General features: G+C 61.8%; 20 protein-coding genes and 1 tRNA gene. 14 read left to right on the top strand and 7 right to left on the bottom strand.

Annotated features, from left to right (window positions below; genetic code table 11):
• Window positions 1–79 precede the first annotated feature (79 nt).
• Window positions 80–691, top strand: a complete 612-nt coding sequence (gene pth / locus HY17_RS15345; protein ID WP_034768236.1) for an aminoacyl-tRNA hydrolase — start codon at window positions 80–82, stop codon at window positions 689–691.
• Here the strand turns inward: pth and HY17_RS15340 are convergent, their stop codons facing one another.
• The gene (locus HY17_RS15340; RefSeq protein WP_034768234.1) at window positions 692–1615 is read right to left on the bottom strand and encodes a Gfo/Idh/MocA family protein; all 924 of its coding nucleotides are present in this window, start codon (window positions 1613–1615) and stop codon (window positions 692–694) included. It abuts the gene before it with no gap.
• Window positions 1616–1784: 169 nt separating this feature from the next.
• On the opposite strand from HY17_RS15340, the gene HY17_RS15335 reads away from it, so the two are divergent.
• The 3 genes from HY17_RS15335 to HY17_RS15325 all read left to right on the top strand — a co-directional run bounded on the left by HY17_RS15335 (window position 1785) and on the right by HY17_RS15325 (window position 4093).
• Window positions 1785–2810 (top strand): NADP-dependent oxidoreductase, encoded by a 1026-nt coding sequence (locus tag HY17_RS15335; protein WP_034768232.1) that lies wholly within the window; start codon window positions 1785–1787, stop codon window positions 2808–2810.
• A gap of 2 nt (window positions 2811–2812) precedes the next feature.
• Window positions 2813–3727 (top strand): hypothetical protein, encoded by a 915-nt coding sequence (locus tag HY17_RS15330; protein WP_034768230.1) that lies wholly within the window; start codon window positions 2813–2815, stop codon window positions 3725–3727.
• 99 nt (window positions 3728–3826) lie between these two features.
• Window positions 3827–4093 carry an HU family DNA-binding protein gene (locus tag HY17_RS15325; RefSeq protein ID WP_034768228.1) on the top strand — a complete coding sequence of 89 codons (267 nt, stop codon included), beginning with the start codon at window positions 3827–3829 and terminating at the stop codon, window positions 4091–4093.
• A 33-nt stretch (window positions 4094–4126) separates the two neighbouring features.
• On the opposite strand, the gene HY17_RS15320 is transcribed toward HY17_RS15325, so the two are convergent.
• Together HY17_RS15320 and HY17_RS15315 are read right to left on the bottom strand one after the other, a co-directional pair.
• Window positions 4127–5539: an MATE family efflux transporter gene (locus HY17_RS15320; protein WP_051600175.1), complete on the bottom strand. Its 1413-nt coding sequence runs from the start codon at window positions 5537–5539 to the stop codon at window positions 4127–4129.
• 164 nt (window positions 5540–5703) lie between these two features.
• Entirely contained in the window at window positions 5704–7083 is a 1380-nt protein-coding gene (locus HY17_RS15315) for a class II 3-deoxy-7-phosphoheptulonate synthase (protein ID WP_034768226.1), read from the bottom strand.
• A 149-nt stretch (window positions 7084–7232) separates the two neighbouring features.
• On the opposite strand from HY17_RS15315, the gene HY17_RS15310 reads away from it, so the two are divergent.
• Window positions 7233–8540: a ParA family protein gene (locus HY17_RS15310; RefSeq protein ID WP_034768224.1), complete on the top strand. Its 1308-nt coding sequence runs from the start codon at window positions 7233–7235 to the stop codon at window positions 8538–8540.
• Between the two features lie 73 nt (window positions 8541–8613).
• On the opposite strand, the gene gor is transcribed toward HY17_RS15310, so the two are convergent.
• From gor to glmU, 3 genes are read right to left on the bottom strand one after another with little or no spacing between them, the layout of a single operon-like run.
• Window positions 8614–10020 (bottom strand): glutathione-disulfide reductase, encoded by a 1407-nt coding sequence (gene gor / locus HY17_RS15305; protein WP_034768222.1) that lies wholly within the window; start codon window positions 10018–10020, stop codon window positions 8614–8616.
• A 56-nt stretch (window positions 10021–10076) separates the two neighbouring features.
• Entirely contained in the window at window positions 10077–10775 is a 699-nt protein-coding gene (gene rpiA / locus HY17_RS15300; RefSeq protein WP_034768221.1) for a ribose-5-phosphate isomerase RpiA, read from the bottom strand.
• Between the two features lie 2 nt (window positions 10776–10777).
• Window positions 10778–12148, bottom strand: a complete 1371-nt coding sequence (glmU, locus tag HY17_RS15295) for a bifunctional UDP-N-acetylglucosamine diphosphorylase/glucosamine-1-phosphate N-acetyltransferase GlmU (protein ID WP_034768218.1) — start codon at window positions 12146–12148, stop codon at window positions 10778–10780.
• 85 nt (window positions 12149–12233) lie between these two features.
• Between glmU and HY17_RS15290 the strand changes: the two genes are divergently transcribed.
• Window positions 12234–12914, top strand: coding sequence for an HAD-IA family hydrolase (locus tag HY17_RS15290; protein WP_034768216.1), 681 nt, complete (start codon window positions 12234–12236; stop codon window positions 12912–12914).
• Here HY17_RS15290 and HY17_RS15285 read toward each other — a convergent pair.
• Window positions 12911–13153 carry a hypothetical protein gene (locus HY17_RS15285; protein WP_034768214.1) on the bottom strand — a complete coding sequence of 81 codons (243 nt, stop codon included), beginning with the start codon at window positions 13151–13153 and terminating at the stop codon, window positions 12911–12913. The genes HY17_RS15290 and HY17_RS15285 overlap by 4 nt on opposite strands.
• Window positions 13154–13654: 501 nt before the next feature.
• On the opposite strand from HY17_RS15285, the gene HY17_RS15280 reads away from it, so the two are divergent.
• The 8 genes from HY17_RS15280 to HY17_RS15245 all read left to right on the top strand — a co-directional run bounded on the left by HY17_RS15280 (window position 13655) and on the right by HY17_RS15245 (window position 21117).
• Window positions 13655–13729: transfer RNA gene (locus HY17_RS15280), tRNA-Val, on the top strand.
• 83 nt (window positions 13730–13812) lie between these two features.
• Entirely contained in the window at window positions 13813–14547 is a 735-nt protein-coding gene (locus HY17_RS15275; RefSeq protein ID WP_051600174.1) for a lysophospholipid acyltransferase family protein, read from the top strand.
• Window positions 14544–15806 (top strand): 3-deoxy-D-manno-octulosonic acid transferase, encoded by a 1263-nt coding sequence (locus tag HY17_RS15270; protein ID WP_034768213.1) that lies wholly within the window; start codon window positions 14544–14546, stop codon window positions 15804–15806. The genes HY17_RS15275 and HY17_RS15270 overlap by 4 nt, the downstream gene beginning before the upstream one ends.
• On the top strand, window positions 15803–16810 hold the full coding sequence (gene lpxK, locus HY17_RS15265; protein ID WP_034768211.1) for a tetraacyldisaccharide 4'-kinase: 1008 nt from the start codon (window positions 15803–15805) through the stop codon (window positions 16808–16810). Before HY17_RS15270 ends, lpxK begins: the two co-directional genes overlap by 4 nt.
• Window positions 16807–17772, top strand: coding sequence for a lysophospholipid acyltransferase family protein (locus tag HY17_RS15260; protein ID WP_051600173.1), 966 nt, complete (start codon window positions 16807–16809; stop codon window positions 17770–17772). The genes lpxK and HY17_RS15260 overlap by 4 nt, the downstream gene beginning before the upstream one ends.
• 170 nt (window positions 17773–17942) lie before the next feature.
• On the top strand, window positions 17943–19172 hold the full coding sequence (locus HY17_RS15255; RefSeq protein WP_034768210.1) for an EAL domain-containing protein: 1230 nt from the start codon (window positions 17943–17945) through the stop codon (window positions 19170–19172).
• A 137-nt stretch (window positions 19173–19309) separates the two neighbouring features.
• The gene (locus tag HY17_RS15250; RefSeq protein WP_034768208.1) at window positions 19310–19738 is read left to right on the top strand and encodes a hypothetical protein; all 429 of its coding nucleotides are present in this window, start codon (window positions 19310–19312) and stop codon (window positions 19736–19738) included.
• A complete protein-coding gene (locus tag HY17_RS15245) occupies window positions 19735–21117 on the top strand; it encodes a M20/M25/M40 family metallo-hydrolase (protein ID WP_034768206.1) in 1383 nt (460 codons plus the stop codon). The genes HY17_RS15250 and HY17_RS15245 overlap by 4 nt, the downstream gene beginning before the upstream one ends.
• Window positions 21118–21158: the final 41 nt, after the last annotated feature.

Below are 21158 nucleotides of genomic sequence, written 5' to 3'. Positions count from 1 at the left end.
CGTGCGGCCCGCCTGTCCTATGTTGCCAGGCGGGCCGCTCACTTTTTACCCCTAAGCCCCGGCAGGAGGCGCATTCCTCATGTTGATCCTATCCGGACAGGGAAACCCCACAGACCGCTACGCAAAGAACCGGCACAATGCCGGCTTCATCCTGCTGGATGAGCTGCATGCACGGTACAAATTCGGTCCGTGGCGCTCGAAATTCGAAAGCCTGATCGCCGAAGGCAATGTCGGCGGCCAGAAAGTGCTGCTGGTGAAACCGCAGACCTATTACAACGAGACTGGGCGCGCGCTTTCAAAAGTGCTGCAGTTCTACAAACGCCCGTCAGAGGATGTAACCGTCTTCTATGACGAGATTGATCTTGCGCCGGGGCGCCTGCGGGTGAAACGCGGCGGCGGGCATTCGGGCAATAATGGCGTGCGCTCGATGATGGCGCATCTTGGCGAGAATTTCCGCCGCGTGCGCATCGGCATCGGCCATCCGGGCGACAAGGCCATGGTCATGCCGCATGTCCTGTCGGACTTCACCAAGGCAGACCTTCAATGGTTCGAGCCGATGGTCGATGCCATCGGCAGCGCCCTGCCCTTCCTGCTGGATGGGGATGACGAGCGCTTCCAGACCGAAGTGATGCGTCTCGCCCCGGCGCCGAAGCATGATCCGAAACAGGCCGCCCGGCGCGGCGACGCCTGATCAGGCGTCGATCTTTGCCAGTACAGCTGCTTCGGCCGCTTCCGCCATCGCCACCGCGCCAACGGTCCCGTGTGCCGGAACCGGGCTGCGCGCGAGGCCAAGGCAGGCCGCGTAGAACCCCTCGTCCGCTGCGCCCAGCGGATCAGGCAGCTCGGCGGAAATGTCGACCTTGATCTCATAGGGGGTCGAGTTCTCGACCTTGCGGGTCAGGAAGTCGATGGCGATTTCGCCTGACGGGTAAACCACATGCATGGAGCGCTGGCGCTCGTTGGCCGCGCGGCTGGCGGTCAGCCGGGCCTTGCCGCCGCAGGCATAGGAGAATTCCGCCGTTGCTTCGTCGATATGGGCAGAATGTACCCGGCGCCCGGTGGCGGTCACGCCGGTGAACTCATTGCCCAGCATCATCGCGGCAAGGTCCAGGTCATGGATCATCAGATCCCAGATGACTGATACATCGCCCGCGCGATTGTCCGGCGCAGGCGGGCCGGCGCGGACCGATTCCAGCAGAAGCGGCTTCTCCTCGATGGCCAGAACGCCCATCGCCTTCGCGACGAAACGCTCCTGATGGCCGACCTGAAGGATGCGGCCATGCGCGGCGGCTTCGTCCGCCAGGAAGCGTGCCGCCTTGCCGGTAAGGGCCAGCGGCTTCTCGCACAGGACGTGACGGTGGGCCTCGATCGCCTGCCGGGCCAGCGGCTCATGCCAGGTGGCGGGCACGGCGATGACGACGGCGTCGCACGCATCGAGAAATGCCTTGTAGTCGTCGAAGCCTTTTGCGCCGAACTGTTCGGCGATGCGTGTCGCCCGGGCCAGATCGATGTCGTAGACGCCAATCAGGTCGGTCCTGACCGAAGCCGCCGCTTTTTGTGCATGGTAGTTACCGAACACCCCTGCGCCCGCGACGCCCACTTTCAGCTTCGTCATGTCCTAGCCCTCTGTCCTGACCGGAATGGCACCCAACTGCCATGGTATCAAGGCCGTGGCACAGCCCGGCCGCAGCGGGTTTCTTCCCGATTGCCCCTTCACAGCGCTCACCTTCGCGCCCAACTAGGGCGCAAGACAAACACAAGAAACCAAGCAGGAGGAATCACGAATGACTACACTTACATCGACTGAATGGGCACTGGCCCGCCGCCCCGTCGGCCTGCCGCAGCAGTCCGATTTCCAAAAGAAAACGGTCGAAATCGCCGAACCAGGCCCAGGCGAGATCCAGGTCCAGAATTCGTGGATGTCGGTCGACCCCTACATGCGCGGGAGGATGTATGACCGCGAAAGCTATGTCCCGCCCTTCGGCATCGGTGAGACGATGACGGGCGGCGCAGTGGGCCGTGTGACCGCGTCGAACAATCCGGATTTCCAGGTCGGCGACCTTGTCCAGTCCATGAATGGCTGGCGCACGGCATGGGTCGGCGATCCGGCGATCGCCATGGCGGTGAAGCTGCCGGGCGACACCGGCCTGCCAGACAGCGCGTTCCTGGGTGTCGCGGGCATGCCGGGCCTGACGGCCTATGCCGGTATTCTGCGCATCGCGGAACTGAAGGAAGGCGACGTGGTGTTCGTCTCTGGCGCAGCAGGCGCGGTGGGCTCCACCGTGGTCCAGATCGCCAAGATCAAGAACTGCACCGTCATCGGCTCCGCTGGCGGGCCGGACAAATGCGCCTTCGTGAAGTCGCTCGGCGCAGACCATGTCATCGACTACAAGAAAGCCAAAGGCTTTGACGGTCTCGTGGCCGCCCTGAAAGACGCTGCTCCGAAAGGCATCGACGTCTATTTCGACAATGTCGGCGGCGACCACCTGGCCGCGGCCATCGAAGTGGCCCGCCCGCTGGCTCGTTTCGCCGAATGCGGGATGATCGCCCAGTACAACGAAACCGGTACGCCCGTTGGCCCGCACAACATCATCCAGGTCGTCGGCAAGCAGCTGAAGATCCAGGGTTTCATCGTCTCCACCCATGCCGATATGCAGTCGGCCTTCCTTGCAGATATGGCCAAATGGATCGCCGCAGGGCAGATGAAATTCCAGGAAACCGTGATGGAGGGAATCGACAAGGCGCCGGACGCCTTTATCGGTCTCTTCAGCGGTGCAAACACTGGCAAGATGCTTGTTAAACTGGGATAGTCATGGCGACCCTTTTCGACGCGTACATCATGGTGGACTGGAGCGCGGCGTCCAAGCCTGTGACCGGGCCCAATTCGATCTGGATTGGGGTCCTGGCCAAGGACGCACGCCTGAAGCTGCAGTACCGCTCCGTGAATATCGAGACGCGTCTGAAAGCCCGCACTTTCCTTGAGGACATGGTCGGTAAGCTGACGAAGCGCGGCGACCGTGTTCTCTTGGGATTTGACTTCTCGCTTGGCTATCCGGCCGGCACGGCAGAGGCCCTCGGCCTCAAGCTGGACGGCAAGGCACCGTGGCAGGCAATGCATGAGCACCTCGCCGCGAAGCTGAAGGACAAGCCCGACAATTCCAATGCGCGTTACGCCATCGCCGCTGGCATGAACTATGCGATCTCCAAGGGGCCGTTTCCCTTCTGGGGCGCGCCGGTGCGCGATGTCGTCTCGACACTGGGCAGCACAAAACCCGATTTCACCGATGCGCCCCTGTCGGAATACCGCATCGCAGAAGCCTATCTCCGGGACAATAAAATCGGCCAGCCGAAGTCCGTCTGGCAGCTGGCCTATACCGGCAGTGTCGGCAGCCAGTCCCTGACCGGGATTCCGCATGTCCACGCCCTGCGCGAGGCCTGGCCCGATGCCCGGATCTGGCCGTTCGAATTCGATCCCGCAGAGCCCCTGACTGAGGAAGCGCTCACTGACGTGAAGGTCGTGATGACCGAGATTTACCCCTCATTGACCAAGGCAACCCCCGAATCCGGCGAAACACCGGATGCGGCCCAGGTCCGCGGAATCGCCCATTATTTCGCTTCCCTCGACGAAAAAGGGGCCCTTCCAGCTGCTTTTTCCACAGCCAAAAGCGTGGATACGGCAGAAAACACGAAAATTCAGGCCGAAGAGGGCTGGATTCCAGGCATATAGCCCGTGTTTATTGGGAATCCGGCGTGTTCAGGGTTTCCGAATCGTGGACTAGTCGAACCAACGGCGGGGCATCGCCGTTTAACTCAGAGGAGAACCCGTATGAACAAGGGTGAACTTACGAAGGCAGTGGCCGCTGCTTCGGGTCTGTCGCAAAGCGACGCCGGCAAGGCCGTTGATGCTGTATTCGACACGATCGCTGACGCGGTGAAATCGCGTAAGCAGGTCGCCATCGCAGGCTTCGGCACTTTCGCGCCGAAAACCCGCAATGCCCGCACCGGCCGTAACCCGGCAACCGGTGAACCGATCAAGATCCCGGAGAAGACATCGGCTTCCTTCAAGCCAGCCTCCGCAATGAAGGATCTCTAGGACCGGTCATCCGTTACCGGAACAATTAGAGTTTCAGGCGGCGTGTCCTTTCAAAGGACGCGCCGCTTTCAGTTCCAGCATCAGCGTCTGCAGCGTCCCCGCTACGAACACGCCAATCAGGGCGCCTTCCATCATGCCGTTTGCCCCATGCCCCTGCACGATGCCCAGCCAGTAGCAGGCCGGCAGCATCACCAGGAAGAACGAGCCGATATGGATCAGGCTTGGCGACCAGACGATTTCCTGTGCCCGCAGCGCGAAGGACGCCGTGGCCTGAATCCCGTCGAACACCGTCATGACCGATGCCAGGAACAACAGCGATGCAATGGCCGGCGCAATCCGGACACCGTCGATCACCGCTTCGCCATCGACCAGCAGCACCGAAAGCGGCCCACTGAAGATGACGAGGCCGAGCCCCAGCGTCACACCGGTCAGGATCGTCGCCGCCACGCCGAGGCGGCCGGCATTGACCACCTCTTCCTTGTTGCCACGGCCGAACGCTTCCGCCACCCGGACACTCGTTGCCGAGGCGATACCCATGTAGAACATGAAGCAGAAGCCGACGAGCTGGATCGTGTATCCATACACCGTATTTGCGGCCAGGCTGATCCAGGTCGCGATCGTGAAGGTGAGGTTGAACCCGCCCCATTCCGCCACATTGGAAATGGCCGAGCCGATACCAACTTCAAACTGGCGCCGCGCCTCGCCCGGTTCCGCCTTGGTCGACGCGCGGAAGGCCGGCGTCAGGAAGAGGACCGCCACGAACATGACGACCGCGATCGCATACCGCGAGCCGGTCGTCGCAATCGCGACGCCCTCTGCGCCCATCTGGGGCAGGCCCCAGAACCCGCCGACATAGGCAAGGTCCAGCACGATGTTCAGAAGCACACCGCCATAGCTGATGACGGCTACCAGTGTCGGCCGGCGCAGCGCCTCGAGATAAAGGCTGCACACAGTCGAAATGGTGAAGCCCGGCAAGGCCAGCGCCAGGATGCGCGTAACCGATGCTGTTGAGGCCGCGACATGTTCCGGATCGGCCAGCCCGACATCATTGGAGCGTGGCGCGATTTCGACGAATAGCCAGTAAAACAGCGGTTCCGCGATCAGGACCACAATACCCAGCAGGACCAGGCCCAGCCCGATGGCCGCGACCATCCCGCGCCGGAAGATACGACCCGACTGGGCGTGGTGACCGATGCCCAGCATCTCCGACGTCAGCACCTGCACCCCGATCAGGATGCCCATGCTGAAGCCCAGCGTCACGCCCATGGGAAGCCATGAGTTCAGAACGAACGGCAGCTCTCCGGGCGCAAACTGGCCGAGCACCACAGCGTCCGTCATGCTCATCAGCATCATCGCCATGCGCGAGATGGCAATCGGCACCGACAGGCGCAACAAATCAATAATGTCCCCAAGCCGGACCCAGGCCGGCCAGTTCATGCTCCGCATTGGAATACCCTCTGCCCGGCGTCATACGCCGGGCTGTGTGTCTTGTTGAATTATGTTGTGCGAAGCAAGGCCGGATCAGGTCCGGCCTTGTAAAGTTTCCGTGTCCTGACGGAGACGGATCTGGCTGTCGCACCCGGCCTGAAAGGCCGGTTTTAAAGCGTGCGTCAGCCGGCCTTGCGGGCCGCGTCCTTGCCGTTGCCGAGCGCCTGAAGCTTCTCTGCCACCAGGAAGGCCAGCTCCAGCGCCTGCTCACCGTTCAGTCGCGGGTCGCAGTGCGTGTGGTAGCGGCTGGAGAGGTCGTCCTCGGAGATGGCCTGCGCGCCGCCGATACATTCGGTGACATTCTGTCCGGTCATCTCGAAGTGAACCCCGCCTGGGTAACAGCCTTCGGCATTCATGACGTCGATGAACTGGCGCACCTCGGAGAGGATACGGTCCACCGGACGCGTCTTGAAGCCGGAGTCGGTCTTCAGCGTGTTGCCGTGCATCGGATCGCAGGACCACACCACCGTGCGGCCGCTTGCCTTGACGGCACGTGCCAGCGGCGGCAGTCCCTGCGCCACGCCATCGGAGCCAAAGCGCGTGATCAGCGTGATCCGGCCTGCCTCGTCTGTCGGGTTGATCGTCTCGATCAGGCGGACAAGCTCGTCCGGCTCCATGCCGGGGCCGCACTTGATGCCGATCGGGTTCTTGATCCCCTTGCAGAAATTGACATGGGCATGATCCACCTGACGGGTCCGGTGGCCGATCCACAGCATATGGGCCGACGTATCGTACCAGTCGCCAGACGTGGAATCGATGCGGGTCAGCGCTTCCTCATAGCCAAGCAGCAGGGCTTCGTGGCTGGTGTAGAACTCCACCTGCGCCATCTGAGGCACGGTTTCGGCGTTCAGGCCGACCGCTTCCATGAAGCGCAACGAGGCCGAGATCTGGTCCGCCAGCTTCTCATAGCGTTCGCCCTGAGAGCTGCGATCCACGAAGCCGAGCATCCAGCGGTGCACGTTGGCGAGGCTGGCATAGCCCCCCTGGCTGAAGGCGCGCAGCAGGTTCAGCGTCGCTGCCGACTGGGAGTAGGCCTGAATCAGGCGCTCCGGATCGGGCATGCGGGCTTCCGGCGTGAAATCCATTCCGTTGATGTTGTCGCCCCGGTAGGACGGCAGCGTCACGCCATCGATCGTCTCGATCGGAGCAGACCGCGGCTTGCCGAACTGGCCGGCAATACGGCCCACTTTCACCACCGGCTTGGCAGCGGCGAAGGTGAGCACGACGGCCATTTGCAGAATCACGCGGAACGTGTCGCGGATGTTGTCCGGATGGAATTCCTTGAAGCTTTCGGCACAGTCGCCGCCCTGCAGCAGGAAAGCATCGCCTGCGGCCACTTCGGCCAGACGTGTTTTCAGGCGTCGGGCTTCCCCGGCAAAAACAAGCGGTGGAAACGAGCGCAGACGGGCCTCTACTGCAGCAAGTGCTGCAGTATCCGGGTAATCTTCCGGGATGTGCTTCGCCGGCAGTTCGCGCCAGTCGGAAGGGGTCCAGTTGCTCATCTTACGCTCCATTGATGGCCGCATTAATCACATGGCAGGCGATCGCTCAAGTTTCACCACAATTTCACAGCAGAAAGCTGGCGGAATCACCCCGCCTCCCCTTACTTAGACAGGACCTGAGGCAAGCCTGAAGGGACCGCCGCGAGATCATGTCTCACGTCTACATCGCCCACTCGACGCTGGACCTCGACGACCTGCTGAAGCTTCACGAAGCGATGCGGGCCGCCTCCATTCCGGTCAAATTCGCGCCTGACGACGACAATGACCGTCAGCGCAACAATGAACACATCGACGATGCGTTCGCGATGATCGTGCTGGTCTCGGCCTCCTCGGTGCGTTCGAAGTCGGTTCGGCAGGATATCGAGCGCGCCAAGGCCCGCGGCCTGCCGCTGATCCCCTACCAGATCGACAAGGCCCGCCTGAACGGCTTCTTCAAGCAGGAAGTCCAGCCGCATCTGCGCCTGTCCAGCACCACGCCCGGCGGTCTGGAGCAGCTTGTCCAGCAGACCCAGGATGCCTACAAGAGGAAGTGCCCGGTCATCGCGGTGATGAACCTCAAGGGCGGGGTCGGCAAGACCACTGTCTCCGCGCAGGTGTTCGGCGCCTGGCACGCCATGGCGGGCGGACGCATCCTGCTGATCGATCTCGATCCGCAATACAATCTGACCCAGACTTTCTATGAGATGGACGTCGCCGACGAGAGCGCGGCAGCGGACCGGTCGGTCATTTCGCTGTTCGAACGCTCGCGCCTGCATACCCGCGACGCGGAAAGCCCGGCGGAGCACTGGCTGAACCTGTCGACGGAGCCCTTTGCCCCGGTTGCACGGGACTATCTCGTCCACGACCTCATGGCAGACGGCAACAGCCCGCCCGGCCGGTTCGACATCATTTCCGGCCAGTTCGAGATCTCGAAATACGCCTTCGCCACCGACAATGAGGCCCTGGAAAAGATCAAGCTCCACTTCCTGCGCCAGGTGGACTTCTATCGCAGCGAATATGACCTGATCGTGTTCGATACCAACCCAAACGCAACCTTCCTGACGCGCTGCGCGCTGGAAGCGGCAGACCGCGTTCTGGCGCCGATGCACACCGATATCTATTCCCTGCGCGGGGTGAAGCTGCTGAACCAGGTCGTGCGGACGCAAATCCCGGCAGCAAAGCGCCCGGCTCTTTCCGTGCTGTTCAACGCAGTCAGTCGCTCCGAGCAATCCACATTCGAGGCCGATGCCCGGAATGGAGCGTTCGATGACGTTGCCGGCTTCAAGCTGTCGGATGCCTTGCTGAAATCGGCCCTGCCGCGATCAAAGCACCTTGCCATCAAGCCGCCGCAGGAAGGGCAGCCGGCCTGGAAACAGCTGGTCATTCATTCGGGACGCGGCGGCGGGCTGAAGCAGATCCGCGAAAGCCTGAAGACGATTGCGCTGGAACTGAAGACGCTCTGCGACGAGACGCACTAAAGCACGTTCGGAGCAATCGGCTTCGATGGCGAACGGATACTTGCGCGAAACAATGACATGACGCGCGACCGCGTCAGGCGTTGCTCGTCACTTCCGGCACCCATTTCGTCCGCATGGTTACGAGCTCTTCCGAGACGGAGGGGTGTACGGCACAGGTGCGGTCAAAGTCCGGCTTGGTGACGCCCATCTTGATGGCGATGCCAACAGCCTGGATGATTTCAGCCGCATCGTCGCCCACCATGTGAACGCCGAGCACTTTTTCATCCGATGCACGCACGACCAGCTTCATCAGTACACGGCTGGCATCGCCATTGAGGGCGTTCTTCATCGGTTTGAAATTGGTCTTGTAGATATCGATATCCGCGCCATAGGCCTTGCGGGCATCGGCCTCGCTGAGGCCGACCGTGCCGACTTCCGGTTGGGAGAAGACGGCCGTCGCAATATCCGAATGATCGAAGTGCCAGGGGTTTCCGCCGAACTCGGTATCGGCAAAGGCGTGGCCTTCACGGATCGCAACCGGCGTCAGCGCCACACGGTCGGTGACGTCGCCAACAGCCCAGACGCTATCGACATTGGTCTTGGACCATTCGTCCACCTTGACGGCGCCATTGTCGTCCAGCTCAATCCCGGCGGCTTCGCAGCCGAGTCCTTCAGTATTCGGGCGGCGGCCAACGGCCATCAGCACGACATCGGCATCGATATGGCTGCCGCTCGAAAGTTTAATGTGAAGCGGAAGGTCCGCACCGTCCCGCTTCTCGATCTTGTCGAACACCGCGCCGGTCACAACCCGTACGCCGGCTTCTTTCAGGCCTTCATGCACCGCCGTACGTACATCGGCATCGAAGCCGCGCAGCACCTCCTCGCCGCGATAGACGAGGCAGGTCGGCACGCCGAGCCCGGCGAAAATGTGTGCGAACTCAACTGCGATGTAACCGCCGCCTGCGATCACGACATGCTTCGGCAGGTCTTCCAGATGAAACACCTCATTCGAAGTGATGGTGTGTTCCACGCCCGGCAGCTCTTCGCGGGACGGGCGCCAGGGCGCGCCGCCGACGGCGATCAGAATCTTCTCAGCGGTGATCGTCTTGCCACTGTTTTTCAGGCGAACCGTATGGGCATCCACGAACTCGGCACGTTCTTCGAAGATATCGACGCCCGCATTTTTGAGGTTGCGAAAATAGATGCCCGACAGGCGATCGACCTCGGCATGCATCGCGGCGGCGAATGTTCCGTGATCGTACGAGACGTCACCAACGCTCCAGCCATAGCCGGCAGACTTCTCGATGTCTTTCCCATACTGGCTGGCATAGACCATGAATTTCTTCGGCACACAGCCGCGGATCACGCAGGTACCGCCCATCCGGTATTCTTCTGCAAGTCCGACCCGCGCGCCGGCGATGGCTGCGATACGCGCCGCGCGCACCCCACCGGAGCCGCCTCCGATCACAAACAGGTCGAAGTCGTAAGCGTGCTCAGCCATGGGTCATGTCCTTGAAAATCTTGTGCGTGTCTGCGGGCGCATATGGGCGCGCCGTATCAGAATTCAAACACCGTCGCCCCGGCTTCATTGCCGATAATCACCGTCCGGGCGATGCCGATAAACAATCCGTGTTCGACGACACCTGGCACGCCGGAGAGGCGCGCAGCCAGGGATTCTGCATCCGGAATGCGCTGGCAATGGCAATCCAGGATGTAGTTTCCGCCATCCGTCACGACCAGCCGGCCGCCCGGTTGGGCCCGTAATTCCACGCGCGGACGGTCGATCCCGCTGGAGCAGAGCGCATCATAAACCTTCTTGGCGGTGATTGTGTAGCCGAAGGGGGTTACCTCCACCGGCAGAGGGAATTTTCCGAGGCGTTCGACCTGTTTGGAAGGGTCGGCAATCACAACCATGTGATCGCTGGCATTGGCGATAATCTTCTCGCGCAAGAGAGCCGCACCGCCGCCCTTGATCAGGAACCCATGCTCGTCCACCTCGTCAGCCCCGTCGACGGTTAGGTGGATACGCTCGATCTGTTCGGACGGGATAAGGGGGATACCCAGGCTCTCCGCCTGGCGGCGCGTCTGCTCGCTGGTCTCAATGCACCGGACGACGAGGCCGTCGGCAATCTCTTCCGCCAGCATTTCGACGAAGTATTTCGCAGTCGAGCCAGTGCCGAGACCGATGGTCATACCGTCTTCGACGAACTCCATCGCCGCGGCGGCCGCGTTCTGCTTTTCCAGCTCATTTGCCATCCTCAGCCCTTTTTCTTTTCGGCTTTCCTCGCCATCATCTTTTCCCGGAACGCCGTTGCCCAGCCCTTGCGTTCCACCTGCTTGCCACGCGCGACGGCCAGCGCTCCGGCTTCGACATCCTTGGTCACCACGCTGCCGCTGCCGACATAGGCGCCGTCGCCAATGTTGACAGGCGCCACGAGCGCAGAGTTCGACCCGATGAAAGCGCCGTCGCCGATGGTCGTGCGGTATTTGAAGAAGCCATCATAATTACAGAAGATCGTGCCCGCTCCGATGTTTGTACCGGCGCCGACTTCGCCATCGCCCAGATAGGACAGATGACTCGCCTTGGCGCCTTCGGCCATGCGCACATTCTTCACCTCGACGAAATTGCCCACAAACGCTGCCTGTTCCAGCACCGCACCCGGGCGAAGCCGCGCAAACGGGCCGACCGATGCAAACTGGCCGACATCCGCGCCTTCGAGATGGCTGAACGCCCGGATCTGCGCACCGGACCGGACCGTGACCCCCGGGCCGAACACAACATTCGGTTCGATCACCACATCCGGCTCCACCTTCGTGTCATAGGAAAAGAACACGGTTTCCGGCGCAATCAGGGTTACACCTCCATCCAGCGCCTGCTTGCGGCGGCGTGCCTGGAAGATGGCTTCGGCTTCGGCGAGATCCGCCTTGGAGTCACAGCCGATCAGATCCTCTTCATCGCAGCGGACCGCCTGGCATCGCTTGCCTGCTGCCCGGGCCAGACCGACGAGGTCGGTCAGGTAGTACTCGCCCTTGGCATTGTCGTTCGTCACTTTTTCCAGAAGCCGGAACATGTCCTCGGCGCCCGCCGCCATGACCCCGGAATTGCAGAGTGTGACCAGAAGCTGTTCAGGCGTTGCTTCACGCGCCTCGATGATCGCTTCCAGCTCGCCGTGGCCAGATGTGATCAGGCGGCCATAGAGCCCCGGCTCACGCGTGTCGAAGCCGAGCACGCCAACCGTGGCGCCCTCTTCCAGCGAACTGAACAGTTCTTCGATGGCGTCTGCCGGAACCAGCGGGGAGTCGCCGTAAAGCACGACAAGGTCACCTTTAAATCCACCAAGCGCATCGGCTGCGCATCGGACTGCATGGCCCGTACCCATCGGCGGGTCCTGAAAGGCGACCGGGATATCTCCTGGTAGGCTGGCGATATGCTCGATCAGCAGGCCCTGCGATGGATGGGCAACGACCACGATTTCCGAACAGCCGGCCTTGCGGGCCAGGTCCACAGACCAGTCCACCATGGGGCGGCCGCCGACCGGGTGCATCACCTTGGGCAGGCTCGACTTCATCCGCGTGCCCTTGCCGGCGGCGAGGATTACCGCGGCGCGGGGTCTGGCAGTCTGGCTCATGACAGGGACCTCTCGCTTTCTTCTGCCCATTCGCCTAGATCAAAGGCCGATTCAAGGCGAGGGGCGAGCGGGAATTGGAGCAAGCATGACAGGATGGCTGGACGGCTGGACCGTGGTGTTCGATCTCGACGGCACGCTCGTGGATACTGCGCCGGATCTGCTGAACGCGCTCAATCACGTTCTGGACCATGCCGGACTGGAAACCGTGGACCTTCAAACCGTTGCTGGCATGATCGGCCATGGCGCCAAGGCGATGATCCAGAAGGGCATGGCACATCAGGGCCTGACGCCCTCCGACGCCGAACTCGAAGGCCTCTTCGCACGCTTCCTTGTGTACTATGCAGACCACATCGCGATCGGCTCCCGCCCGTTTGACCAGGCGCCGGAAATTCTGGACGGTCTCGCCGCCGATGGCGCGATCCTGTCGGTCTGCACCAACAAGAAGCAGGATCTTTCCGACAAATTACTCGAGGCGCTGGGCCTCAGCCCCCGCTTTGCCGCCATTATCGGCGCCGACAGCGTTCCATCGAAAAAGCCGGACGGTGACCACATCGTGCGGACCGTTCAGGCCGCGGGCGGAAATCCTGCCCGTGCAATCATGGTGGGTGACAGCCGCACAGACGAAAGGGCAGCCCGGAATGCCGGACTGCCCTTCGTATTTGTGCCATTTGGCTATGAAGCCGAAACAGTGGAAGCGATTGGCGCGGACGCCGTCGTCTCTCACTATTCCCAACTGCCGGCGGCGCTCTCGCGCCTGATCAGTTAGGCAGTGGCTTCTGCGCGCGGGCGATAGCTCGGACGTGCGGCCGACGCATCCGGATTGATCCGGCGGCGGGGCATGCCGTTCACCATGTTGCTGCGCACATCTGTGCGGGCGCTGCGCATGGCAGGCACAAAGCCGGCGTCGATGAGGTCGACATCCACTTCGTAGCCACGCTCGGCCCAATAGGCAGCAATTTTCTCACGCAGGCGCTTTGCGCCTTCTTCGTCACACCAGTCTTTCATTTTCTCTCTCTCCAGGCGCTTTTGTTTTTCAGGGCCGAAGGGCCCCTGCCTGTCCTTCTTAGGGTCTACATTTCTGCGAGCCGTTCGCGGCCCGTCTCGTGTGACTGCAAAATGACAATGTTGGCGTTCAATCTCAAGACCTATTTCAAATGAAACCAACGTAATGTTCTAGGATGAACAAACGTTCAGAATGAACATTTGTTCATATAGTGGAAATATGACGGCAATGTTTACGGTGTTCCTGTAGAAAAGCGTAAATCCCTTATACCACGCCTGTCCCGCAGATAGGTGACAGCCTTGATTTCGCCGCAATCCCCCGCCGAAAATCCCGCTCCCAAACCATGCATTGCAGCATATCATTGCATAGCAGCTATGACTCGGGTGTCACACAACTCGCAGGAGAATGTAGCCTGATCGGGGGACAGAAAGCTGATACACACGCTTCAGCTTTCCCGCTTGACCTCGCGACTCAGTCAGATTAACCCCGCTCTCTTCCGGAACGGGCGATTAGCTCAGTGGTAGAGCACTGCCTTCACACGGCAGGGGTCACAAGTTCGAACCTTGTATCGCCCACCATTTCCGTTCCTCCCGTCTCCGTCGAGCAAGGCCACCTGACACAATGCGTGGTCCCTTCCGCAAAGCGCGCTATAAGCCGCGCGATGAAATCGCTGCTTCGCTCTTCCATCGTCGCCGCCATCCTGGGCCGCCTGATCTGGGCATGGATGGCGCTGGTGGCCCATACAGTCCGCTGGACCGTCGAAGTGGACCCTGCCGCCCGTCAGGCATGGCGGGACCACGATGGCATCGTGGTCGCGTCCTGGCACTCCCGGATCATGATCCTGCCGTCAGCCTGGATCCGCTTCATTCGCGGCTGGAAAGACCGGGTGAATCGCGCAGCAATGCTGATCTCGTTGTCGCCGGATGGTGAAGCTGTGGCCCGGGCGATCGATCATCTCGACCTTCACGCAATCCGCGGATCGGCGGCGAACAAGAAAAAGCGCAAGGACAAGGGCGGTGCCCGGGCCATCGCAGAGGCCACCCGTCTGCTGAAAAGCGGCAGCGCCGTATGCATTACGCCGGACGGGCCCCGTGGCCCCGCCGAACGCGTCAGCCCCGGTGCGATCATGATCGCGCAGCGGGCCGGGGCACCAATCGTGCCTTACGCGCTGTCCGTGAAGCCCTGCTGGCGCCTGGACACCTGGGACAGATTCATCATTCCCTTCCCTTTCTCCCGCGGCGCCATCATTCTGGGCGCGCCGGTCGAAGCGCCCCGCTCTGCAGACCCTGAAACACTGCGCGCCGAATTGCAGGTTCGACTTGATGAAGTGACCCGCCGGGCTGATATGCTGTGCGGCCGCATATCGGAAACAGAAACGGATCCCGCTTCCAGATGACCTTCGCGCTGCACGTGTATCGCGTTCTGACCAGCGCGCTGTCGCCTTTCCTGGGCTTTGTGCTGAGTGCGCGGGTCAAACAAGGCAAGGAAGACTTCTCACGCCGGAATGAGCGGATGGCGCGGCACCTACCCGTGCTGCGCAACAATGGTGTGCTGGTCTGGCTGCACGGGGCAAGCGTCGGCGAGAGCCGCCTCCTGCTGGAACTCGGAAACCGTCTTCTGGACGAGCGGCCTGACCTGATGCTGCTGTTCACCAGCCAGACGCAGACATCGGCCAAGCTGATGGGACCGATGCTGCCCGACAACGCCGTCTATACAATGGCCCCAATCGATACGCCGGCCGCTGCCCGGCGTTTCATACGGCACTGGAAGCCCAGCCTCTGCATCTTCGGCGAAGGCGAGATCTGGCCCAACCTGATCCTTGAAGCCGAAAAGGCCGGAGCAAAACGCGCTCTGGTCAACGCACGGATGACCGAGAAGTCCGCGCAGGGCTGGCAACGCTTCCACCAGACCTTCCGGGCGCTTGTCGGCCGGTTCGACGCCGTGCTGGCGGCGGATGAGGACACCGCCCGGCGGCTGGCCAACCTGATGGGGAAGCCTGTCGTCTGTGCCGGCAATCTGAAATCTGCCCTGCCGCCGCCGTCCGCCAATGATGTTGAGCTGCGCCGGATGCAGGAATCCTTCAAGGGCCTGCGCAAATGCTATCTCGCCGCCTCCACGCATAACGGCGAAGAAGCCCTGTTCCTGGATGCGATGAAAGCTGCGCCGGACGCAGCCCTCATCATTGCCCCGCGCCATCCGGAACGCGGCCCGTTGATTGAAGACCTCCTGCGTGCCCGGAACATTCCCTTCGCCCGGCGCTCACGCGGGGAAGCACCCAATACAAATACAAGAGTCCTGCTGGCCGACACGATGGGCGAGATGGGTATCTGGTTCCGGCTCGCCGATGCCGTCTATCTCGGCGGTGGGCACACGCCGGACGTCGGCGGACACAATCCGCTGGAACCGATCCGGCTCGGCAAGCCGGTGGTCTCCAGTCCGGATGTGTTCAACTTCGCCAATATGATGGAAGACCTGTCGGAGCGCGGTTTGATCCGCCTGCTCAAGACTCCCAAGGCCATCGGACGCGCGTTGGTGACCATGGCACCGCCATCCAGTTCCTCACTCGACCTTCTGGAATATGAGGCCGACGCGCCCATGCAGGCGACGCTGGGGGCCATTCTTCCGCTGCTCCCGGAAAAAGGGCTGCTGGAATGAAGGCGCCGCACTTCTGGTCGGCCGGCCTTGATCCGAGATCCCGCGAAGCTGCGCCGCTGACCCGTCTTCTGCTGACGCCTCTCGCAGCGCTTTACACCTTCGGCATCCGCCGGAAGCTGTCCCGCGCCAAACCGGAATCCATCCCGGTACGGATTGTCTGCGTCGGCAATCTGACGGTTGGCGGTGTGGGCAAAACCCCGGTCGTGGAAGCCATCCGCCGCAGGGCCAGCGAAGCCGGCCTGCGCACGGCAAGCCTTTCGCGGGGCTATGGCGGCAAGCTTGAAGGCCCGCTGAAAGTGGATCCGGACAAACACAATTCCGCCGACGTTGGCGATGAGCCGCTGATGCTCGCCGCCACAGGCGAAGCCTGGATCGGGAAAGACCGCGCCGAAGCGGCCCGCACCATGGCAGAAGACGGCGTCCAGCTGATCGTCATGGATGATGGGCACCAGAACCCGTCCGTCGCCAAAGACCTCTCCCTGATCGTGATCGACGCCGCCGCGCCCTTCGGCAATGGCCACGTTCTGCCCAAGGGGCCGCTGCGCGAACCGGTCGCCGACGGCCTGGCCCGCGCCGATGGCGTGATCCTGATGGGAGAAGGCAAGGAACTGACGGCGGTACAAAAGTCGCGATTGCCTGTGGTACGGGCCGGACTGGCCCCCGCAGGTGATGTGCCTGAAGGCCCACTGGTCGCGTTTGCCGGCATCGGCCGCCCGGTGAAATTCTTCGACAGCCTGACCGCAGCCGGCGCTGACCTACAGGACAGCGTGCCCTATGGCGACCATCACGCCTACACTGCAGGCGATTTGAACTTCCTGCATGACCTCGCCGCCGAGCGTGGGGCACGCCTGATTACAACGTCGAAAGACCATGTGCGCTTGCCTGCGGAAGAACGCGCGCGCATTCTTGTCTTTCCCGTCGAAGCCCGCTTTGAGGATGAGGCAGCGCTCGCCGCGCTCCTCGCCCCAATTCTCAAGCCAGTTCTCACGCCGGATAAAGCATGAGCGATCCGCAGCAGAAAACCGGATATGTCCGCCCGAAGGACATCGATAACCGTGCCAGCTTCTGGCAGCGGGTCCAGTGGCGGCTGGAAACGATCGCCTGGGACTGGATCTACTGGGCACCGGTCAAGGCGATGGGGCCGGAACGCGCGTCCAACTTTGGCGGCTGGCTGCTGCGCCAGATCGGCCCGCGACTGTCTCAGCACAAGACGATGCGGCGGAACCTGAAAATGGCATTTCCCGAATGGACGGAGGAGCAGGTGGAAGAAACCGCCCTCGCCGCCTGGGAATCTGCCGGGCGCACAGCGGGCGAGCTGCCGCACCTACCAAAGATCGATCCGTACACATCTGGACGAGTGGAAATCGTCGGCCTCGATATCCTGGACCGCATCCGCGACAGCGGGAAAGGCGCGGTGTTCATCTCCGGCCACTTCGCAAACTGGGAAATCATGCCGGCCGCAATCACCAAGCGGATCCCGCATGCGGTGATGACCTACCGGGCGCTCAACAATCCGCACATCGACCGGCGCATTTCGAAACTGCGTCATGACTACGGCACGGCGATCAACGCGCCGAAGGGCATCGGCACGCGGGAACTGATGCGGGCGCTTGCCAAGGGTTCCCCCATCGCGCTGATGAACGACCAGAAATTCAACGAAGGCGTGGCCGTCCCCTTCTTCGGCCGCGAGGCAATGACCGCACCGGGCCCGACGCGCCTCGCCTTGAAATACCAGGTGCCAATTGTACCTGTTTCAACCATCCGCACCGGCCCTGCCCGTTTCCGGATCGAGTTCCACGAGCCCTATGTGCCAGAAGATACCGGCGATTCAGATGCCGACATTCTGCGCTCGGTCACGCGGATCAACAAATTCCTGGAAGCGCAGGTCCGCGCCCATCCCGGCCAATGGTTCTGGCAACACCGCCGCTGGCCCAAGGAAGCCTGGAAGGAAGCCGGCGTCACCTGATGTGCCGAGCTTGTCCTAGCTCAACATGGTTTCCAAGTCGGCAACTCTCTTTTCCGAATTCCCCCGTTTCCGGCACCGCTTGCTTAAAAAAAGCTAATTATGTTTCCCGGGTAGCTGCCAGGACGGCAGGGGGATTTACTTTTTACCAGGCGCTCGCCGGGAGGGCACTGATGAACGCATTCCAACTCGACCCATCCATGTTGAAGGGGCCGTCGGATACATCGCCGCAGATCATCGAGTCTTCGCTGAGGGCAATCCGCGAACACCTGGACATGCCGGTGGCCTACCTCTCGCAATTCGTGAACGGCCGCGTCGTTTACCGCAATGTCGATGCGCCAGGTTATGAGCATCTGATCCGCGCCGGCGCCAGCCGCAGCATGGATGAAGGCTATTGCGGCCTGATCATCGCCGGCCGCCTGCCGCAAATGATCCCGGACACGTCTGAGAACCAGCTGGCTGCCTCCCTGCCGATCACCCGCACCCTTCCGATCGGGTCTCACATTGCCATTCCGATCCATCTGGAAGATGGCACGATCTACGGCATGTTCGCCTGCCTCAGCCCGAAACCAAATACGAGCCTGAACTCGCGCGACCTGGAAACGATGCGCCTGTTCGCCAATCTCGCGACGCAGCAGATTCATGCCAATCACCGCACCGAGCGCATCATGCGCGAGAAGCGCATCCGCATCGAGTCCGTGCTGGAAGAGAAAGCCTTCGAAATCGCCTACCAGCCGATTGTCGACCTGGGTGACATGCAGCCGAAAGGCTTCGAGGCGCTGTCCCGCTTCTCCGCTGAGCCTTACCGCACACCGGACATCTGGTTCGCTGAAGCTGCCGAAGTGGGCCTTGCCGCCGAACTGGAACTCGCGGCCATCCGGCATGCCGTGCGGGCGCTGAACGTCCTGCCGGCAGACCAGTATGTGTCCGTCAACGCCTCACCGCAGACCGTGATCAACCCGGCCTTTGCGCCAGCCTTCTCCGGCCTTCCGCTGTCGCGCATCGTACTTGAGATTACCGAACACGCGATCATCGAGGACTATGACCTGTTCACGAAGTGCCTGGCACCGCTGCGCAAGCGCGGCCTGCGCATCGCAGTCGATGATGCCGGCGCCGGTCATTCCTCGCTGCGCCACATCATCCAGCTGAGCCCGGATTTCGTGAAAGTGGACATCAGCCTGACGCGCAACGTCGACGCCGACCTTGCCCGCCGCGCACTGATTTCTGCCCTTCTGCACTATACTCGTGAGACGAGCGCCCAGATCGTTGCAGAAGGTATCGAAACCGAAGCCGAACTACGTACCCTGAAGCTGCTCGGCGTCCGCCGCGGCCAGGGCTACTTCCTCGGCCGCCCAAGCATCAACGCATTCGGTCCGCCGAAAGAAGAGCTACGTAAAGCGTAGGCATACTAACCCATCCCCTCTTGCAGCGCCGGTCCGAAACGACCGGCGCTTTTTTCTTGTCGTGGCCAACTGAACTGGCCGTTAGACACAGGCGCAAAGCAGCATAAAGTTCCTGCCGACTGAGAGGATGAATCGTCATGCATTATGGCCAGATCATTTCCTGTATCGCCCTTGCCTCCGGCGCGGTGATGGGGCTTGGCGCCCTGATCTCCCCGCGATGGGCGTCCGGTGTCGTGCGCCTCGTCGAAGATCCTGACCCGGCCCGCCCGGGCGGCTATTCGGAATTCCGCGCCACCTATGGCGGCCTGTTCCTGATGGCGCACCTGTCGGCGCTGCTGATCGCGATCTACCTGCCCGCCATCTATGCCGGATTTGCCGCCTTACCCCTCGCCCTCGGATGGATCGGCGCAGGCATTGGACGCTCGCTCTCTCTGCTGGTCGACAAGGACAAGAATCGCGCCCGCGGCCTCATCCCCGTCTGGATTCCGCTTGAAATTATCATCGGCCTGGCGATTGGATCCAACCTCATCCAGATTTACCAAACCATCCGGACCTTCATGCAATGACACAGAAACTCCTCACCAGCCTTGCGGCGCTCTTCCTCGTTGGCTGCGTGTCAACCCCAACTTTCGCCAACGCCGAGCAGGTCGATGTCGAGAAGGCAACCGAGATCCTCGGCAAATCGGTGGCGTACGACACGGTTGCAGGCCGCGGGCAGGTCCCGGCTTATGCCGAATACCTTGCAGGCGAACTGAAGGCTGGCGGCTTTCCGGAGGAGGACGTTGAAATCGTCCCATTGGGCGAGACCGCGACCCTGATCGCAACCTACCACGGCCGGAACTCCAACGCGCCGATCCTGCTGAACGCCCACATGGACGTGGTCGAGGCGAACCCGGCCGATTGGGAACGCGCGCCGTTCACAATGGAAACCGACGGCACCTATTATTATGGACGCGGCGTGCTGGACGACAAGTTCGGCCTCACCATGCTGGTCACCACACTGCTGCGCCTAAAGCGCGAAGGGTTCGAACCCGAAAACGACATCATCCTTATCCTGACAGGTGACGAAGAGACCGCGCAAAAGACAGCCGAGACGATTGCACCGCTCTACCGGGATGCACGTTACGTACTGAACGCCGATGGAGGTGGCGGCACCTTGAACGAGGATGGCAGCTTCGCCTTCTACAGCCTGCAGGCTGGCGAAAAGACCTATGCAGACTTCAAGATCACCATCACCAATCCCGGTGGCCACTCCAGCCGCCCGACCGCGCACAATGCAATCGTCGACATGGCGGGTGTTCTGGAACGGATCGGCACTTACCAGTTCCCTGTCCGCTCAAGTGAACTGACGCGCGCTTTCTTCGCCGAAACGGCCAAGCGCACGGAAGGCGGTTTGGGCGAGGCGATGGCGCGCTTCTCGACAAATCCGGACGACGCCGAAGCCGCAGCAGAGCTGTCGAAACATCCGGAATATGTCGGTCAGGTCCGCACCACGTGCGTGCCAACCGAGATTACCGGCGGCCATGCACCAAACGCCCTGCCGCAGAGCGTGGTGGCGAACATCAACTGCCGTATCTTCCCCGGCATTCCGCCGCTCGACGTGATGGCGAAGCTGCAGGAACTGGCGGGCGAGAGCGCACAGGTGACATTCCCGGAAGTCTTCCCGCAGTCTGAAACCTCACCGCTGCACCCGGAGGTCATGACCGCGCTGCGCAAGGCCGTCGATGCCCAGGCCCCCGGACTGCCGATTATCCCGTCCATGTCCGCCGGCACGACGGACGGCCTGTTCTTCCGCAAGGAAGGCATCGATACCTATGGCGTCACCGGCATCTTCATGAAGCCTTCGGACGAGTATGCTCACGGCCTGAACGAGCGTGTGCCGGTCGCCTCCATCCCCGGCGCACTGGACCATTGGTATGTGCTGATCACTGAACTGTCGAAGTAACCGGCAGTCAAAATCCCTTGCATCAACGGCCCGGATGACGG

The organism is Hyphomonas sp. CY54-11-8 (assembly GCF_000682735.1).
Classification (GTDB): Bacteria; Pseudomonadota; Alphaproteobacteria; order Caulobacterales; family Hyphomonadaceae; genus Hyphomonas.
The sequence above is the reverse complement of the archived record's forward strand: the minus strand, read 5'-3'. Positions and strand labels throughout refer to the sequence as shown.

Coding starts and splice junctions, on each gene's coding strand:
- pth (WP_034768236.1), top strand. CDS start 80: ATGTTGATCCTATCCGGACAGGGAAACCCCACAGACCGCTACGCAAAG.
- HY17_RS15340 (WP_034768234.1), bottom strand. CDS start 1,615: ATGACGAAGCTGAAAGTGGGCGTCGCGGGCGCAGGGGTGTTCGGTAAC.
- HY17_RS15335 (WP_034768232.1), top strand. CDS start 1,785: ATGACTACACTTACATCGACTGAATGGGCACTGGCCCGCCGCCCCGTC.
- HY17_RS15330 (WP_034768230.1), top strand. CDS start 2,813: ATGGCGACCCTTTTCGACGCGTACATCATGGTGGACTGGAGCGCGGCG.
- HY17_RS15325 (WP_034768228.1), top strand. CDS start 3,827: ATGAACAAGGGTGAACTTACGAAGGCAGTGGCCGCTGCTTCGGGTCTG.
- HY17_RS15320 (WP_051600175.1), bottom strand. CDS start 5,539: ATGCGGAGCATGAACTGGCCGGCCTGGGTCCGGCTTGGGGACATTATT.
- HY17_RS15315 (WP_034768226.1), bottom strand. CDS start 7,083: ATGAGCAACTGGACCCCTTCCGACTGGCGCGAACTGCCGGCGAAGCAC.
- HY17_RS15310 (WP_034768224.1), top strand. CDS start 7,233: ATGTCTCACGTCTACATCGCCCACTCGACGCTGGACCTCGACGACCTG.
- gor (WP_034768222.1), bottom strand. CDS start 10,020: ATGGCTGAGCACGCTTACGACTTCGACCTGTTTGTGATCGGAGGCGGC.
- rpiA (WP_034768221.1), bottom strand. CDS start 10,775: ATGGCAAATGAGCTGGAAAAGCAGAACGCGGCCGCCGCGGCGATGGAG.
- glmU (WP_034768218.1), bottom strand. CDS start 12,148: ATGAGCCAGACTGCCAGACCCCGCGCCGCGGTAATCCTCGCCGCCGGC.
- HY17_RS15290 (WP_034768216.1), top strand. CDS start 12,234: ATGACAGGATGGCTGGACGGCTGGACCGTGGTGTTCGATCTCGACGGC.
- HY17_RS15285 (WP_034768214.1), bottom strand. CDS start 13,153: ATGAAAGACTGGTGTGACGAAGAAGGCGCAAAGCGCCTGCGTGAGAAA.
- HY17_RS15275 (WP_051600174.1), top strand. CDS start 13,813: ATGAAATCGCTGCTTCGCTCTTCCATCGTCGCCGCCATCCTGGGCCGC.
- HY17_RS15270 (WP_034768213.1), top strand. CDS start 14,544: ATGACCTTCGCGCTGCACGTGTATCGCGTTCTGACCAGCGCGCTGTCG.
- lpxK (WP_034768211.1), top strand. CDS start 15,803: ATGAAGGCGCCGCACTTCTGGTCGGCCGGCCTTGATCCGAGATCCCGC.
- HY17_RS15260 (WP_051600173.1), top strand. CDS start 16,807: ATGAGCGATCCGCAGCAGAAAACCGGATATGTCCGCCCGAAGGACATC.
- HY17_RS15255 (WP_034768210.1), top strand. CDS start 17,943: ATGAACGCATTCCAACTCGACCCATCCATGTTGAAGGGGCCGTCGGAT.
- HY17_RS15250 (WP_034768208.1), top strand. CDS start 19,310: ATGCATTATGGCCAGATCATTTCCTGTATCGCCCTTGCCTCCGGCGCG.
- HY17_RS15245 (WP_034768206.1), top strand. CDS start 19,735: ATGACACAGAAACTCCTCACCAGCCTTGCGGCGCTCTTCCTCGTTGGC.